General features: G+C 55.3%; 18 protein-coding genes and 1 tRNA gene. 18 read left to right on the forward strand and 1 reads right to left on the reverse strand.

Annotated features, from left to right (window positions below; genetic code table 11):
* The first annotated feature begins 57 nt into the window (after window positions 1-57).
* The 7 genes from VAE57_RS18565 to VAE57_RS18595 all read left to right on the forward strand — a co-directional run bounded on the left by VAE57_RS18565 (window position 58) and on the right by VAE57_RS18595 (window position 6292).
* The gene (locus VAE57_RS18565; RefSeq protein WP_322823313.1) at window positions 58-1098 is read left to right on the forward strand and encodes a HAMP domain-containing sensor histidine kinase; all 1041 of its coding nucleotides are present in this window, start codon (window positions 58-60) and stop codon (window positions 1096-1098) included.
* Window positions 1064-1543 (forward strand): aminoacyl-tRNA deacylase, encoded by a 480-nt coding sequence (locus VAE57_RS18570; RefSeq protein WP_322823314.1) that lies wholly within the window; start codon window positions 1064-1066, stop codon window positions 1541-1543. The genes VAE57_RS18565 and VAE57_RS18570 overlap by 35 nt, the downstream gene beginning before the upstream one ends.
* A 380-nt stretch (window positions 1544-1923) precedes the next feature.
* Window positions 1924-1998, forward strand: a tRNA-Cys gene (locus VAE57_RS18575).
* A gap of 56 nt (window positions 1999-2054) precedes the next feature.
* Window positions 2055-3209 (forward strand): glycosyltransferase family 4 protein, encoded by a 1155-nt coding sequence (locus VAE57_RS18580; protein WP_322823315.1) that lies wholly within the window; start codon window positions 2055-2057, stop codon window positions 3207-3209.
* A 45-nt stretch (window positions 3210-3254) separates the two neighbouring features.
* Complete coding sequence (locus VAE57_RS18585) at window positions 3255-4043, forward strand: class I SAM-dependent methyltransferase (RefSeq protein WP_322823316.1); 789 nt, start codon at window positions 3255-3257, stop codon at window positions 4041-4043.
* Window positions 4036-4884 (forward strand): hypothetical protein, encoded by an 849-nt coding sequence (locus tag VAE57_RS18590; protein WP_322823317.1) that lies wholly within the window; start codon window positions 4036-4038, stop codon window positions 4882-4884. The genes VAE57_RS18585 and VAE57_RS18590 overlap by 8 nt, the downstream gene beginning before the upstream one ends.
* 262 nt (window positions 4885-5146) lie before the next feature.
* A complete protein-coding gene (locus tag VAE57_RS18595) occupies window positions 5147-6292 on the forward strand; it encodes an AAA family ATPase (protein ID WP_322823318.1) in 1146 nt (381 codons plus the stop codon).
* 309 nt (window positions 6293-6601) lie between these two features.
* Here VAE57_RS18595 and VAE57_RS18600 read toward each other — a convergent pair whose 3' ends face one another.
* Entirely contained in the window at window positions 6602-6865 is a 264-nt protein-coding gene (locus VAE57_RS18600) for a hypothetical protein (protein ID WP_012259316.1), read from the reverse strand.
* A gap of 222 nt (window positions 6866-7087) precedes the next feature.
* On the opposite strand from VAE57_RS18600, the gene VAE57_RS18605 reads away from it, so the two are divergent.
* The 11 genes from VAE57_RS18605 (at window position 7088) to VAE57_RS18655 (ending at window position 17062) form a co-directional block, all read left to right on the forward strand.
* Complete coding sequence (locus tag VAE57_RS18605; protein WP_322823319.1) at window positions 7088-7765, forward strand: helix-turn-helix transcriptional regulator; 678 nt, start codon at window positions 7088-7090, stop codon at window positions 7763-7765.
* Between the two features lie 32 nt (window positions 7766-7797).
* Complete coding sequence (gene sufC / locus VAE57_RS18610) at window positions 7798-8577, forward strand: Fe-S cluster assembly ATPase SufC (RefSeq protein ID WP_322823320.1); 780 nt, start codon at window positions 7798-7800, stop codon at window positions 8575-8577.
* Window positions 8578-8588: 11 nt separating this feature from the next.
* Window positions 8589-9803, forward strand: a complete 1215-nt coding sequence (gene sufD, locus VAE57_RS18615; RefSeq protein ID WP_322823321.1) for a Fe-S cluster assembly protein SufD — start codon at window positions 8589-8591, stop codon at window positions 9801-9803.
* A 130-nt stretch (window positions 9804-9933) separates the two neighbouring features.
* Window positions 9934-11172 carry a cysteine desulfurase gene (locus VAE57_RS18620; RefSeq protein ID WP_322823322.1) on the forward strand — a complete coding sequence of 413 codons (1239 nt, stop codon included), beginning with the start codon at window positions 9934-9936 and terminating at the stop codon, window positions 11170-11172.
* An 18-nt stretch (window positions 11173-11190) separates the two neighbouring features.
* Window positions 11191-11583: a Fe-S cluster assembly sulfur transfer protein SufU gene (sufU, locus tag VAE57_RS18625; protein ID WP_322823323.1), complete on the forward strand. Its 393-nt coding sequence runs from the start codon at window positions 11191-11193 to the stop codon at window positions 11581-11583.
* A 27-nt stretch (window positions 11584-11610) separates the two neighbouring features.
* Window positions 11611-13026, forward strand: a complete 1416-nt coding sequence (gene sufB, locus VAE57_RS18630; protein ID WP_322823324.1) for a Fe-S cluster assembly protein SufB — start codon at window positions 11611-11613, stop codon at window positions 13024-13026.
* A gap of 356 nt (window positions 13027-13382) precedes the next feature.
* On the forward strand, window positions 13383-13703 hold the full coding sequence (locus VAE57_RS18635; protein WP_322823325.1) for a non-heme iron oxygenase ferredoxin subunit: 321 nt from the start codon (window positions 13383-13385) through the stop codon (window positions 13701-13703).
* 87 nt (window positions 13704-13790) lie between these two features.
* Window positions 13791-14642 carry a sulfurtransferase gene (locus VAE57_RS18640; RefSeq protein WP_322823326.1) on the forward strand — a complete coding sequence of 284 codons (852 nt, stop codon included), beginning with the start codon at window positions 13791-13793 and terminating at the stop codon, window positions 14640-14642.
* Between the two features lie 271 nt (window positions 14643-14913).
* Entirely contained in the window at window positions 14914-15309 is a 396-nt protein-coding gene (locus tag VAE57_RS18645) for an iron-sulfur cluster assembly scaffold protein (protein WP_322823327.1), read from the forward strand.
* A gap of 327 nt (window positions 15310-15636) precedes the next feature.
* On the forward strand, window positions 15637-16563 hold the full coding sequence (locus VAE57_RS18650; RefSeq protein WP_322823328.1) for a cysteine synthase family protein: 927 nt from the start codon (window positions 15637-15639) through the stop codon (window positions 16561-16563).
* 13 nt (window positions 16564-16576) lie between these two features.
* The gene (locus tag VAE57_RS18655; RefSeq protein ID WP_322823329.1) at window positions 16577-17062 is read left to right on the forward strand and encodes a M67 family metallopeptidase; all 486 of its coding nucleotides are present in this window, start codon (window positions 16577-16579) and stop codon (window positions 17060-17062) included.
* Window positions 17063-17093: the final 31 nt, after the last annotated feature.

Raw genomic sequence — 17093 nt, forward strand, 5'->3', positions numbered from 1 at the left:
CACTAATCTACTACATATAATATGTAGGCGTCTATCGGCACCGGGTAGAGGACACCCTTGAAGGTTTTCAGAACACTGCTGACACAGTGGTTGCGGCTACCTGTAGCCAAACGGCTTCTCATTGCGGGAATGCCGCTAATTGGGTTATTCCTCGCATATAGCGTTGGATGGGATTATCGAGGGTGGGTTGTAGCATTAACAATCCTTGCCATCGTTCTGATTATCGGGTTGTGGCAATACTTCCAGCATCGGATCGCAATCCAGCAGCAGTACATCTGCGAACTTGAGCAAGAATTAGCAGATGCCCGGACTGTAGCTGCCATCGCGACTCGTACCGAAAGTGCGTTTCTAACAAACATCAGCCACGAGTTGCGGACACCGCTAAACACGATTATTGGTTATAGTGAGTTGTTACATGAAGAAGTACTAGATGAGCCTCTCTCCGTTGATGAGGTACGTGAACGGCTGGAGCGCATTCAGGCTGCGGCCAGGCAGTTGTTGAGCCTGATCAACGACATCATCGAACTGGCGCGGCTAGAGGCTGGTGATGTTCTGTTAAATTATGAACCATGGCCAATCGGATTGCTGATCAAAGAGGTTTGTGCCACGATTGAACCCCTGGTAGAACAGCAACAAAATCGCCTCGTGGTTGATGTGCAACCAGACCCTGAGATGGTTGTTCATATCGACCGTAAAAAGGTTCGTCAGGTTTTATTCCACCTCCTGGATAATGCCGTAAAATTCACCTGGCAGGGAGAAATTAATTTCATCGTCACAATTCGGCGAAGTGATGATGGAACTGAATTATTGATCTGTAGCATCAGTGATACCGGTGTCGGTATGACCGCACAACAACTCGATCTGCTGTTTGCACCGTTTACCCGCTTCGATGAACCACTCACGCAGCGATCCAGAGGTGTCGGTATCGGTCTGACCATCGCTCATCGGTTATGTCTACTAATGAATGGAACGATTGCCGTTACCAGCAAGCCCGGTAACGGCACAACGTTCTTGATTACGCTCCCTCTGCCTTCTGGTCAAACTGACACCCAAAGTGATACCTATGACTACCAAACTGAACTCAATGCGTCTTCTTGAACGTCATCACATCGCGTACACCGTTCAGGAGTACGAATATAACGATGCATCTGATGCGCAAACAATTGCCCGAATGATCGGGGTTCCAGCAGATCAGGTTTTTAAGACACTCGTTGTTGGTAATACTGGCATGCGACCGATTCTGGCAATGGTTCCGGCTGACGCACAACTGTCACTGAAGCGTCTGGCCTCCCTGATTGGCACCAAATCGCTTGAACTACTCCCGCGCGCTGACGTCGAGCGTCTGACCGGCTTGCAAATTGGCGGGATCGGTGCGTTGGCGTTAACCGCAAAAGGGTGGACATCGTACCTCGATGAGTCTGCACTGCGATATCCGGTCGTGTATGTTAATGCCGGAAAGCGGGGCATACTTCTTGGGTTAGCACCAACCGATCTGGTACGCGTGGTCGGGGCAAAAGTTGGTGCAATTGCTGAACGAGGATAGGTGTAGAACCTGGCGGGGGAGAGGATAGCAGTGTTACCTCTGCCGGGACTTCGGTCTGGTTCAGGTCCTTGCAGAAGAGGATGTGTTTGGTATCGATGGTTGATACCTGCGAGGCAATCGGCTACGATGCAGACTCAATTCTATCAAGTCTCTCTGGGGCTTTGGCCGAGACAGAACTGCGTCGGCTACGTGGTGAGGCGTAGATATATTTAGAGAAGCCGGGGAATGATATAGAGACCGATACCCATCCAGCAGGGTGCGCAGTAAGTACAGAAGCATAGATTTCTGCACGCCAAATCATCCTGGTACGCCGGAACAGTCTTTGCCGGCCCGACGTCCGAGTTGCACGGAAAGCCGGCCTGTGCTAGAATACGGGCGACGGCGACGTAGCAAAGTGGTAATGCAGCGGTCTGCAAAACCGCCATTCGCGGGTTCGATTCCCGCCGTCGCCTCCAGATGACGTCCGTAACGAGAGGTCAATCGCCTCTCGTTCTTTGTTTCACGATAAAACATGCGAATACTCTGTGCCCTGACCTACTATCGTCCCTACACCAGTGGTCTTACCATCTATGTTGAACGACTGGCTCGTGGCCTGGCCCGTCGTGGTCATCAGGTGACGGTGCTCACCTCGCAGTACGATCCGAGTCTGCCCAAGCTTGAATGGCTCGATGGCGTGCGAGTGGTTCGCGCTCCGGTGCTGGCTCGGATTAGCAAAGGTGTACTAATGCCAACATTTGGCTGGCTGGCAACCCGACTTGCCCTCGAACATGACGCGATGAGTCTTCATTTGCCACAGTTCGATGCACCAGGACTGGCGTTACGCGGTCGTCTCTTGAAACAGCCGGTTGTATTGACCTACCACAGTGATCTGAAATTACCCCCCGGCATGTTGAACCGGGTAGCCAATCGTGTGGTTGACGTTGCCAATCAGGCAGCGGCTGCACTGGCAACCCGCATCGTAGCGTATACACAGGACTTCGCCGATCATTCACCGTATCTTCGGCGTTGGCGCACAAAAGTGACTATCATCCCGCCACCAGTTGAGGTGGCCGGGGTTCCGGAGTCAGAGATTGACGCATTTCGCCGGCGCTGGAATCTTCAGGGGCCGGTGATCGGCATGGCTGCCCGCCTGGCCGCTGAGAAGGGGGTTGAGGTGCTGTTGGCGGCACTTCCACGCATCCTGGCCGTGTATCCGACGGCACGTGTTCTTTTTGCCGGACCACACGAACATGTACTCGGCGAAGAGGCATACGCTCGCCGGCTGGCACCGCTATTTGCACAATTTCGCGATCACTGGACATTTCTCGGCACCCTCGCTCCGCGGGAGATGGCAGCGTTTTTCCCCAATCTCGATGTACTGGTGGTGCCATCGCTCAACTCAACCGAAACCTTTGGTCTGGTACAGGTCGAAGCGATGCTCTGCGGCACACCAACGGTTGCCAGTAATCTACCCGGTGTACGCCAGCCACCATTAATGACCGGGATGGGGAAGGTCGTCCCAATTGGCGATGCAACTGCTCTGGCCGAAGCTATTCTTGAGATTATTGGCAATCGCGCTGCATATGTACGACCACGCGAAGAAATCGCCGCACTCTTTAGTACAGAGCGTACCGTCATCGAATACGAAAACCTCTTCCGTCAGTTAGGAGTCGCCGATCGGGTGTGAACGCGGTACAATACCCTTGGAAGACGCTCGATGAAGGTTGCTGATATGCCTGACTACTTACGACCACATTTGCTCACATTACCTATACACCGGGCGATGATCCGTTCGATAGAAGCACGACTGTTTGCTGAACTGGCGCCTGATTTGCCGGAACCCATCATTGATATTGGCTCCGGTGATGGAACGTTTGTCCAGATTGCCCTGCCCAACAAGCAAATCTTTGGTATTGACCCACGCAAAGCCGATACGCACGAAGCGGCGCGGCGAGGTGTATACTCAGCCTTGTGTGTGGCCGATGGTGCCGCTCTGCCGTTCCCTGATCAATCGTTTGCTGCGGCAATCTCAAATTGCGTGCTTGAACACGTACAGCCTCTCGACCAAACCCTGCGCGAAGTGGCACGGGTCGTTCGTCCAGGGGCACCATTTGTTGCCTCAGTAGTTGGTGATCGTTTCCCGCGGGAATTACTCGGTACATGGCTGCTCAATCGGTTGGGGTTTGATGGCAGTAGCATTTATGGACGCTGGTTCAACCGTATTTCTTACCATTACAACACGCTCAGCAGGGCTGAATGGACAGAGCGCTTTGCCCGTGCAGGCTTCACTGTAGAGGTATGCCGACCATATATGAGTGATGCAGCCCTAAAGTTGTTTGATCTCAGTCACTACTACGGTGCACCGAGCCTGATCACGCGTGCACTGACGGGGCGCTGGCTGGTGGCACCACCCTTTACGCCTAATCTCCTGTGGGAACCGATCCTGCGTCGGATTTATGAAGCACCTGCGCCAGCCGATGCACCGTGCTACTTTTTTGTTTTGCGGAGGCATCATGACTGAATCGACAATGACGGCTGCTGAATTGACTGCTGCCGGACGAGCAGCATTGATCGCTGGCGATACCGTAACTGCGCGGTTGCGGTTTCGCGAAGCGCTTGAACTTGATCCCAATTACGTAGAAGCGCTCCTGGGGATGGCTGCTGCCGTGCGGCCATATCGCGATAAGCGCGAGTACCTTCTACGGGCACTGGCAATTGATCCCAACCTGGCCGAAGCACAAGCAACGCTGGAACAGGTCGAGGTAAAACTGGCGGCAGGTGAATTACTCGCGCCCACCGGGGTACAGGTACGTGAGCAGAATGAGACTGCGGACGTTACGGAACCCTCTCCACCACCAGCCCCACCTGAAACGGAGACGTTATTCTGCTATCGCCATCCGCAACGTGAAACCGGGCTGCGCTGTATCAGTTGTAGTCGTCCGATCTGTCCAGAGTGTGCTCGTGCTACACCGGTTGGTCAGATCTGCCCGGACTGTGCCCGTGAGCGGATGCCGGTGAACTATCAGGTAGGTCCTATACAGTTACTGATCGCCGGAATTGTTGCCCTTGTGTACGGTGTGATCGTAACTTTTGTTGCCGGGGTCGTGATTGGCTGGGCTGGATTTTTTGGCTTCATTGTCGCCTTCTTGCTCGGCCCAGTGACCGGTAATGCTCTCGCCCGTCTGATCGACTGGTCGACCGGACGTAAGCGAGGACGCCTGCTCATGATTGTGGTAAGTATCGCCTACTCGTGTGGTTCACTGCCGTACATTGGGCTGATCATCTTACTGGGAGGTTTTCCCCTCGTCTTACTCTTCTACTCGATCATTGTGGTGACCACAGCGCTGGCGTGGCTGCGTTGATAACAATTTCATCATTATCAACCAAACGCAGGGGATAGTGGTACAATAAAGCCACGTATCATCGTTTAAGAGTAGGAACATTGGCCCTGCGCGGGTGAGAGCCAATTCCCAGTATTGCGCGGCACGAGGCAGCGCTTCACCCGGCACTGGCACAGGTGCATCAGCAAAAGCCGGTAGCTCTCAGGGGAGGCGTTATGACAGAAGAGCGCACCATGAAACTGGCCATCCGCGGTGATAAAAATCCTCTTGATCTGGTAGAGAAATGTCTACGCGAACAGATTTTTGCCAGGAACGCGCCATCGAGAGCGTGATTCGCGTCTTAAACCGTTCACGATTCGGTTTTTCAGCAGGCAATAGCCGTCGTCCACGAGCGACACTCCTCTTCCTTGGCCCGACAGGCGTTGGCAAAACAGCCACAGCCCGGGCGCTGGCCGAACTGCTCCGCCCAGACGGCAGTGCATTTCTCAAGATTGACTGCTCGCTCTTTAGCCAGGGCCACGAGGTGAGTGCACTGGTTGGTGCGCCGCCAAGCTATGTAGGACGTGACCAGAAACCGTTGCTCAATCCTGACATCATCGAACAAGAGAACAGTGTCGTACTATTCGATGAGATCGAGAAGGGACAGCCCGAACTGTGGAATCTTCTGTTGCAAGTGATGGAAGATGGTGAAATTCTTCTGCTCAATGGTGGCCGACGGGTAAGTTTTCAGCAGAGCATTGTCATTTTCACCACTAATGTCGGTGCGAAGGAGATGGTTGATTTTCTTGATCGGCGCACAATCGGATTTCGCACACCTCATAAAGATGTTGAAGCGACCGGTCGTGAAATCTATCAAATCGGATTTGAAGCCTTGCAAAAGGTCTTTCAGCCAGAATGGATCAACCGGCTCGATGAGATTATTGCATTTCGCCCGCTTTCTGCCGACACGCTTAGCCAGGTATTCGATCGGATGATTGCCGAATGCAATCAGCAATATTTGCGCTATGCTATTCAATTGCGTGTCACGCCCGAAGCAAAAGAGTACCTCCTCAATAAAGGGTTTGATTCGCGTTTTGGCGCTCGTCCACTGCGACAACGCATCTTGAAAGACATCGAGTCGCCCCTGTCCGATCTCCTTGCCTCTGGGGGTATTCCTACCGGTAGCCTGGTAGAATTGCGTTATACCGGCATTGATCAGCACGGACAGGCGCTGGAGTTCTACTACACCGAAGCACCAGAATTGATTGAGCGTGCCGAAGAACTGCGGCAGCGCGATCTGCAACGGATCGCGGTTGGACAGAGTGATGGCCCTCAGCCACTAAGTATCAGTTTGACCCACGAGCGCAGTAATGCTGCCGAAGGGGGTATTTTCACTACACGTGGCCCACGAGCCACACCACGTCGCGATCCTCACTTCGGTGACAAATAGTATCAAATCTTCATAGAGCCAGCGTTGTTCATCAGTCTAGTGATAGGGTTTACCTCGCTCCAATGGGTAGACTTCTCAACGGGGATCGGCCATCACTCATACCACTGTCACAGAACGAGCACGAAAGTTAATTGATGGGCAGGCTGGACACCAGCGCCACGATCTGCACTACGATGATCAAACCAAATGGTGATCGCTGTCCAATGATTGCAAAATTAACGAAGAGGGCAGGCTGACAACCTGCCCTCCAAATCACAGCGTCACACGGGCAGTGTCACTTGCCGTCACACCCCCCATCAACCTTCACTTTCACGGCGCATTCGGATTGGGACGACGGGCGACCGATAGATCGGGTTCAGCACCATCGGCCAGAGGGCGTTTGAGAATGACGTAACTGCGTCCCGGCATCACCGCCTGTACCCCACACACTTCCCAGCCATCAGCGCCCAAACCGTTGAGGAAACGCCGGGCAAACCCGGTATTGCGCTCGCCCGCCTCCGGATAACTCTCCTGACCTTCAACGGAAACACGCTGCCACGCCTCGACAAACACCACTTTGTACTCCCAGCGCATACTATCTGCTCCTGTGTTAGGCAACGGGTGATCGTGGCGCCGGTCGCCCGTTGCGTCCGACGTGCCCCCGGTCTGTCGGGCACGCATGCAGTGTAGTACTGATTTCACGTAATGTCAATTACAAAATTACACTTCTGAAATAAAAAAGGTTTTTGGTTTTTTTATTGACAATAGACTGAAATGCTGGTAGACTGTACAGTAGTAGTTCGGAGTAGTGTGACTATGGATACCACACGTTACCCGTCCGACAGTCCAGCCGGCATCATCTTACGCTACTTGCAGCGTCATGCCAGGGCTACAGTAAAAGAACTTGCTGATTTGATCGGTGTCAGTACGACAGCCGTTCGCGATCATCTTGTGCATTTGCAGGCCGAAGGCATGGTCGAGGTTACCAGTGAGCGAAGTGGGCCGGGTCGTCCGCGATTGGTGTATAGCTTGTCTGAAAAGGCTCAAAAATCCTTCCCCAAGCAGTATGATCGGCTCATTAGCACCTTGCTGCGCGAGCTGATCGAGCTGGAAGGGGAGGGGAAAGTCGAGCAGTTGCTTGATCGGGTCAGCCAGCGCCTGGCGAGTGAGTATGCCGACCGCATGGCAGGCTCCGATGTAGCTGCACGCCTGAACGAGCTGCGGGCATTACTTGAACAGCGTGGCGTGCCGGCGGAGATTGATCCGGAAGGCGATGTGTTGCGCCTGTTCGCCTGCCCGTACTACGATGTCGCAGCCGATTATCCTGAGGTCTGTTCAATGGAGCGGCGGATGATCGAGTATGTACTGGGCGAGAAGCTGGTGCTCGAAGATACGATTCGAGCCGGAGCGCATAATTGCCGCTTCGTCCTGCGCCCACAAGATATTCCGCTGACCATGACACCTCCGGCTGCTGATCCGACGATTGAGGTATAAGCCTGTTGTAGTAAACCTGTATCGAGGAGTCCATGAGCAACGATCTGATCATCAAAGATCTCTACGCCCGGATTGGCGACAAAGAGATTCTGCGCGGTGTCAATCTGACCGTGCACCAGGGCACAGTTCACGCCATTATGGGACCGAATGGCAGTGGTAAGAGCACCCTGTCATACATCATTGCCGGCCATCCATCCTATGAGGTGACCGGGGGCGAAATCTGGTACAAAGGCCACAATCTGCTCGAACTCGAGCCGGATGAGCGCAGCCGCCTGGGTGTCTTCCTCGCGTTCCAGTATCCGGTAGCGGTGCCGGGCGTGACGGTGGCGAATTTCCTGCGTTCGGCTATCAATGCGCACCGTGTCGAGGAGGGCAAAGACCCCAAAGAGACGGTAATTCCCGCCGCCGAATTCCGCAAACTGTTGCGCGAGGGCTTGAATCTGCTCGATATGGACGAGAGCTTCGCCCGTCGTTATCTCAATGACGGCTTTAGCGGTGGCGAAAAGAAGCGGCTTGAGATTTTGCAGATGATGTTGCTGAAGCCAACAATGGCTGTGCTTGATGAGACTGACTCAGGTCTTGACATTGATGCATTGCGGATCGTTGCCAACGGTGTCAATCGACTGGCAGGACCACACATGGGGGTCCTGGTGATCACCCACTATCAGCGCCTGCTGAACTACATCAAGCCCGACGTGGTCTCGGTGATGATGGATGGCCGTATCGTCCGCGAGGGTGGCCCTGAGCTGGCGCTAGAACTGGAAGAGAAGGGTTACGATTGGCTCCGCGAAGAGCTGACCGGTGCAGCATAGGGGGAATGTAGATGACGACGACACTCCCAACCCTAAACGAAATCAGTGCTGAGTTTGTTGTTGCCCGCTCGCAAGCGGCTAGCGAGCCAGCCTGGTTAACCGAGCGCCGGCGAGAGGCGTGGTCTGCTTTCGCGCAGATGAATCCGCCAGAGTGGCGACGAACCGATCTGAGTAAGCTCGATCCCACGACGATAGCCCCTGCTGATGGTGCGCATGCAACTGCGATCCAGTGGGACCCGGCCTTGAGTAGCCAGGGTGTCATTTTCACCACGCTGGCTGCCGCCTTGCACAGCCACGAGGCGCTGATTCAGCGTTACATGGATACGGCGGTTGAGCCGTTGAAGCATAAGTTTAGCGCCCTGCGCGCTGCGCTCTGGCAAGACGGTGCGTTGCTATACGTGCCCAAAGGTGTTGCAATCGAAGTGCCGCTGCGTCTAATCTACACGCTGGGCGCTGACGGGGTGGCGATCTTCCCGCGCACGCTGGTGATTGTCGAGCCGCAGGCAAGTGTTACCCTCATCGAAGAGTTTACCTCGCCTGATCTGCGCGCCGGTTCGTTTGCCGGCCCCATTACCGAAATCTTTGTCGGTGATGGGGCCAGTGTGCGCTTTGTCAGCATTCAGCACTGGGGCGCCGGTGTATACCATCTGGGTGGACAGCGGGCGATCTTGCAGCGCGATGCCAGCCTGGAGTGGACATCCATTCAGCTCGGTGGTCAGGTACAGCATATTGAAGCTGAAACAACGCTGGTGGGCAACGGCTCGCGGCTAAACTGGCTTGGAGCAACATTTGCCTCCGATAGTCAGCATCTGGTTATCACACCCTGGATGCGCCACGTCGGACACAATTGCGAGAGCTTTATGCAGTTTAAGACGGTGGTCAACGATACCGCGTATAGTGTGTTCGACGGCATGATCAAGATCGAACACGAGTCGGCGGCGACCAGTACCCGGCTGGAAGAGCATGCGCTACACCTCAGTCCCAAGGCGCGGAACGACAGTATTCCGGGCTTGATGATTAGCACGAATGACGTGTTGAAGGGTGGCCATGCCTCAACCAGCGGTGATATTGATGAAGAGCAGCTCTTCTACATGCAAACCCGCGGTATTCCACGGGCAGAAGCGCAACGCATGATCGTGATGGGTTTCTTCGAGCCGGCACTCGAAACGGTGCTGCTGGAAGAGCTGCGGGCTGAGCTGACGGCGGAGATTGCAGCCAAAATCTAGGGTGATCTTGCCGCAGGCTGGGTTAGCCTGCGGCAACCCCCCGGATACAAAGGTCGTGCGTCGGCGGAGAGCGCCTTGCCGTATAGACTGTCGCCGGCAATCCTGGCGGTGACAGATGAGGTCATAGCATATGGCTATCCTGTCTCAGTTCGATGTGCTTGCACTGCGCCGAGAGTTTCCGATCTTGCAGCAGCATGTTCACGGCAAGCCACTGGCCTTTCTCGACAGTGCGGCATCATCACAAAAGCCACGCCGGGTGATTGAGACGCTGGAAGATTATTACCGGCGCTACAATGCCAACGTTCACCGCGGTGTCTACCGCTTGAGCGAAGAGGCAACCTTTGCCTACGAGCGAGCACGGGGAAAGCTGGCACGCTTTATCAATGCTGCCAGTCAACGCGAGATCATTTTTGTTCGTAATACCACCGAAGCGATTAACTTGGTTGCTTATGCCTGGGGCGGGGCAAATATTCGCGCTGGTGATCGCATTTTGCTGACCATGATGGAGCACCACTCGAATATTGTGCCCTGGCAGTTGCTGGCGCAACGTACCGGTGCCGAGTTGATCTATCTGCCCATCGATGGGCAAGGACGACTGGTGCTTGATGATCTCGACCGTCTGCTTGACGAACGGGTAAAGCTGGTTGCCTTTACCCACCAATCGAACGTCCTGGGCACAATCAACCCGGTGGCACCGATTGTAGACCGGGCGCGAGCGGTCGGAGCGCGGGTCTTACTCGACGCTGCCCAAAGCGCTCCACATATGCCGATTGATGTACAGGCTCTGGGTGTGGATTTTCTGGCCTTTAGTGGCCACAAGATGTGTGGCCCAACCGGGATTGGCGTCCTGTGGGGCCGGCGTGAAGTATTGCAGGCGATGCCGCCATTTCTGGGTGGTGGCTCAATGATCGACCTGGTCGAGCTTGATCATAGTACCTTCGCCGCGATACCGACACGGTTTGAGGCAGGGACACCGGCAATCGGCGAGGCAATCGCTCTCGGCGAAGCAGCCGACTACCTGCAAGAGGTGGGACTGGCTACCATCCATCAGCACGAACAGGAACTGACCGCTTATGCACTTGAACGGCTGGCCGCCGTTCCCGGTATAACGATCTATGGGCCGCCGGCTGGACCGGATCGCGGTGGCGCTATCAGCTTCAGCCTTGAAGGAGTCCATCCGCACGATGTGGCTGCGGTCCTGGATCAGGAAGGGGTTGCAGTACGCGCCGGCCATCACTGTACCCAGCCTCTGCATCGAGTGCTGGGTGTACCGGCAACCACGCGGGCCAGCTTCTACCTGTACAACTTGCCCGAAGAGATTGATCGGCTGGTTGCCGGGCTGCACAGGGCACGACAGCTCTTTGCCTGATAGAGGCAGGAAACAACAATGGATGACATTTATCGCGAGCAAATTCTCGAACATGCCCGTCATCCACGCAACTTCGGTCATCTGCCGGCACCGACGGTTATCCGCGAGGAGCGTAATCCGCTCTGCGGAGACCAAATCCGGTTGGAACTGGCGATTACCGATGATGTTATTACCGATGTGCGCTTCAGCGGGCGTGGATGTGCGATCAGCCAGGCCAGTGCGTCACTCTTGACCGAAGCGATCAAGGGGATGCCGGTCGACGCCGCCAAACAGTTTAGTAAGGATGATCTACTCGATTTAATCGGGATACCGCTGGCTCACAACCCAACCCGGCTCAAATGCGCCCTGCTTTCGCTGAAAGCCTTGAAGGCCGGCCTGTACGGAGTGAGCCAGATGGATGAGGATATGTAGTCAGATACCTGGAAAAGGAGTAGCACCGTGGTTGCTGAAGCAGTCAATTTGCAATTCGATTACTCGCGCTATGGCTTCCGTCAGGAAGAGCGCTATGTCTATAAAGCACCGAAAGGGCTAAACGAGCGCATCGTGCGCGAACTCTCCGGGATGAAGGGTGAGCCGGAGTGGATGCTCAAGCGCCGTCTGCGTGCACTTGAGATATTCAATAAGAAGCCTACGCCCCTGGTAGGCACCTGGGCTAATCCTGAACTGGCCGAATTGAACTACGACGATATTCACTACTTCGTCCGCGCCAACGAGCGTCCACAGACCGACTGGGACGCCGTGCCGCCGGAGATCAAGAATACCTTCGAGCGTCTGGGTATTCCCGAAGCCGAGCGGAAGTTTCTCGCCGGCGTTGGTGCGCAGTACGAGTCGGAAGTGGTCTATCACTCGCTGCGTGAGGAGTGGGCGAAGCAGGGCGTGATTTTCCTCGATACCGACACAGCCCTGAAAGAGTACCCCGAATTCTTCAAAGAGTACTTCGGGACCATTGTGCCGGCAGCAGACAACAAGTATGCCGCGCTCAATACCGCAGTATGGTCGGGGGGATCGTTCGTCTACGTCCCAAAGGGTGTGAAGGTTGATATTCCGCTCCAGGCGTACTTCCGCATCAATGCCGAGCGTATGGGGCAGTTCGAGCGAACGCTGATCATCATCGATGAGGGGGCCGAGGCGCACTACATCGAGGGTTGTACGGCACCGATCTACAGCACCAACTCGCTCCACTCGGCTGTGGTCGAGGTGATTGTGAAGAAAGGTGGCAAGTTCCGCTACACCACGATCCAAAACTGGGCCAACAACATCTTCAATCTGGTCACCAAGCGAGCAGTGGCCTATGAAGAGGCCAGTATGGAATGGGTGGACGGCAATATCGGCTCGAAGCTGACGATGAAGTACCCATCGGTCTATCTGATGGGACGTAAGGCACGCGGCGAGGTGCTCTCGGTGGCGTATGCCGGGCGTGGTCAGCATCAGGACGCCGGCGCCAAGATGGTACACCTGGCCCCGGAAACCACCTCACGCATTACCAACAAGTCGGTGAGCAAGGATGGTGGTAAGACAACCTACCGCGGGCTGGCAAAGGTGGCACCTGGCGCTTACGGTGCGAAGATCAACGTCAACTGTGACGCACTGATCCTGGACGAGCGCTCGGCCTCGGATACGATCCCGTATATCGAGATTGAAGAGGATCGCTGCACGCTGGCCCACGAGGCAACCGTTGGTCGGATCGGTGCCGAGCAGCTCTTCTACCTGATGAGCCGCGGGATCTCCGAGTCGGATGCCCTCTCGATGATCGTGCTCGGCTTCATGGAGCCATTCACCCGTGAATTGCCGATGGAGTACGCGGTTGAGCTAAACCGTCTGATCCAGCTCGAAATGGAAGGGTCGGTCGGCTAATTGACAGGGTGAGACGAGTAGCGAAGAGCGCTCCCGATGATAGGGAGCGCTCAGATTGTTTCGTGTACATTCTATTATGTCAACTTAAGTTGTCACCTATCCTATGAGCAGGCCACAGAGGCTAACGGTCAGGATGAACAGCACGACGTTGCCCGCAACACCGTATGGCGTACCTACGTGTACGATGTGGGGAACAGTCAGTTCCTATGGAATGTGCTACGTCACATCTCACGGTAGCAACCCGGATTATACCCATCCTTTGTATCCTCTGTGTCTCTATGGTGAGCAAGGAAGCAACTTAGGTTATGTCAAACACCTGGAACATTCACCTGTTTTGAACCAACACGGAGTAGGCCATGCAACTGGTTGAGGTCTGCACACTCGACGATGTCCCGGTGGGTAGTGGTCGCGCATTTACCGTTGGCGGGCGCCGGATCGCCATCTTTCGGGTGGCGGAGCACGACGTCTACGCGCTCGACGATCTCTGTTCACACGATGAAGCTTCGTTAAGCGAAGGTGACCTTGATACAGAAGAGTTGTGTGTCGAGTGTCCGATGCACGGTTCGCTATTTGATTTGCGAACCGGCAAGCCACGCACTTTGCCCGCATTTGCTCCGGTCGCAACGTACCGCAGTGAGGTGCGTAACAATCGGATATTTGTTGAGTTTTCTGATTAACAACTTGACTAATGAAATAAAACACGCTACAATGGTAGTGTCAGTAGGTCGCTACAGGCACTGCTATTTGCTAAGGCGGAGGTTTCTATGAGCGGTTACGCCCATCCTGAAGCACTGGTCGAGACTCAGTGGGTCGCCGATCATCTCAATGATCCCAATGTTCGTATTGTCGAGAGCGATGAAGATCTGTTGCTGTACGATACCGGTCACATTCCTGGCGCGGTAAAGATTGACTGGGTGCAAGACTTGAACGATCCAGTTGTTCGTGATTACCTTGACTCTGAGCGGTTTGCCGCGCTGATGCGGGCAAAGGGCATCAGTAACGATACCACAGTCGTTCTGTACGGTGACAAGCACAACTGGTGGGCAACCTATGCCTTTTGGGTCTTTAAGCTCTTCGGCCACCGTGATGTGCGCATTATGAACGGTGGGCGGGCGAAGTGGATTGCTGAGGGCCGTCCGTTGACGCGCGAAGTCCCCTCGTATCCACAGGGGAATTATGTCGCACCACCGCGCAATGACGCTGAAATTCGGGCATTTCGTGATCAGGTGCTAGAGTTTGTCCGTCAGCGCAAAGGCGTTCTGGTCGATGTCCGCAGCCCGCAAGAGTACACCGGTGAACGCACCCATATGCCCGATTATCCGCAAGAGGGCACGCTACGTGGCGGTCATATTCCCACTGCGGTCAACATTCCCTGGGCCAGGGCGGTGAATGAGGATAGCACCTTCAAGAGCGTCGAAGAGATACGCGAGTTGTACGCCGCTCAGGGTGTTACCCCTGACAAAGAGGTGATTGCCTACTGCCGGATTGGCGAGCGGAGCAGCCATACCTGGTTTGTGCTGACCTACTTGCTGGGCTTCCCCAACGTCCGCAATTACGATGGGAGCTGGACGGAGTGGGGCAACAGTGTCGGTCTGCCCATCGAGAAGAATGTGTAGAGCGTGGTGTAAACAGCTATATAGATCGTCTCAGCGGGTGAGGGGTGACTCATGTGTCGCCCCTGCAATGTCTCAGGTAGGTGTAAGGGTCGTAAAACGAAGGGTGTAGCGGGCAACCACGAGAATGACCGGCATACCTTCACAACATACAGGCTATTCGCGCAATGGGAGCACGCACGCCAGAGTTGTTGATACGACACCACGTCGTAATCTGCGTACAATGAAGAGTAACGGCTGAGTGAAATAGCTACTACCAGGGAGATGACAATCGGTGTCTGAACCAGTTTCACACCAGGACGCAATCGAACGTCTGCTCGATCATTACCGCCAGCCTCGTCACTATGGCGAGCTGCCCGATGCGGTGACCTACAGCGGTGGTGTGCCCGATTGTGGCGATACGCTCACAGTCTACCTGCGGGTTGCGCCCAACGGCCAGCTTACCGATTTGCAATTTACCGGTCAGGGGTGTAGTGTCAGTGTTGGCACGGCATCAATCTTGATCGAACAGTTGCAGGGAGCAACGGTAGCCGATCTGCTGGCGCTCGATGAAACGGCAGCAGTGCAGATTGTGGGCAGTGAGATCTTTCAGGCCCGACCACACTGTGCTACCCTGATATTCAGAACGTTGCAGGCCGCAGCACGACTGGTCGAGCGTCAGGCGTCATAGCACATCCTGATTGACACTGGGCGTTGTTCAGGTTGTTATGCGGGAAGGATGTGACAGTGGTGCTACGCCCAGCAGGACGCTACGACAGGTCCCCACCCTCACCCGCCCCCGCTGGGGACAGGAAGCACTGATCCAGGGTGGCCACCGCTGGCGCGAGCTAGTGCAGGTAGTGAGCACGCCGGAGGTGCGCACTCCCAGGTATGGCAGGGGGTGAGTGCGCTGGAGACGTGCGCTCCCAGGGCCTCCCAGGGCTGCGTGGGAGGTGGTGGGCACGCCGGAGGCTCGCGATCCCAGGGTGTATCATGGTGATATATGACGAGTGTATATATGACGACTCTGCTCGATCTTGTTGGTCAAACACCGTTGTTGCCGCTCCATCATGTGCTTGAGCTGCCGGCCGGCATTGAGCTGTACGGCAAAGCGGAGTGGTACAACCCCGGCGGCTCGGTAAAGGATCGGCCCGCGCTATGGATGATTCGCGACGGAGAGCGGCGCGGTTTGTTGCAACCGGGGGTTCGTATCGCCGATGCCACCAGCGGCAACACCGGGATCGCCTACGCCACGATTGGCGCAGCGCTTGGCTATGGGGTGACACTGGCGATGCCGGCCAACGCCAGCCTTGAACGGCGGCGGATCCTCCGTGCACTTGGCGCCGAGCTGATCCTGACCGATCCGGCTGAAGGAATGGATGCTGCGATCACGACGATCCGACAACTGGTGGCAGAACATCCTGATCGCTACTTTTACCCCGATCAATACAGCAATCCGGCCAATCCCCAGGCGCACTACGAGACAACCGGCCCGGAAATCTGGCAACAGACTGATGGCCGTGTCACCCATTTTGTGGCAGCATTGGGTACCAGTGGTACGTTTATGGGTACCGGTCGGCGATTGCGTGAGTACAACCCCGCCATTCGTCTGATCGCCGTTCAGCCCGATAGCCCGTACCACGCACTGGAGGGAGTGAAGCATATGGCTTCCACTCGTATTGTGCCCGCGATCTACCAGCCCGAACAGGCCGATGCGATTGTTGAAGTGCGGAGCGAAGATGCCTTTGCCATGGCCCGGCATCTGGCGCGCCGGGCGGGATTGCTGGTGGGGATTTCGGCAGCCGCAAATGTGGTGGCCGCAGCACGGGTAGCTCGTGAAGCCGGTCAGGGTGTGGTCGTGACCATTCTTTGCGATAGCGCGAATCGCTATCTCAGTGAGCGCTTTTGGGAAGAACCGGGTTTTGCCGAAGGTGCCGGTATTTAGGTTCTAGGTGCGTATGACACTCATTATTCCTGATCAGGCCGCAGCAGCAATCGCTGCCCACGCTGAAGCAACATACCCCGATGAATGTGTGGGCTTGCTGGTGGGGACCCTTAATGGCGAAAAGAAGACAGTCCTACAGGTCGTAACCCTGGAAAATCGCTGGAGCGGCCAGGTTCAACTGGCTGCGACCGATGACCCGCATTCGCGCCGGGATCGGTTTTACCTCGATCCACGTGATTATTTACGGGTGGATCGCGAAACACGTGCCGCCGGTTATGAAATTATCGGCTGTTATCACTCTCACCCCGATGCCGAGGCCGTGCCATCGGAACGAGATCGTATAGGCGCTCAGGCTATCGGCGGGTCGGGATTTTCATTTGTGATCCAATCGGTACATAACGGTGTGGCAACGGCCTTACATTCCTGGTTGCTGGTGAATGAAGGAACACGATTTATTGCGGAAGAGGTACATATCATCGCTACCGGGAATGGCAAATAATATCAGAAGGTATTACGTCTCTTTATCACTT

Origin of the sequence: Chloroflexus sp., from assembly GCF_034434295.1 — a bacterium.
GTDB lineage: Bacteria > Chloroflexota > Chloroflexia > Chloroflexales > Chloroflexaceae > Chloroflexus.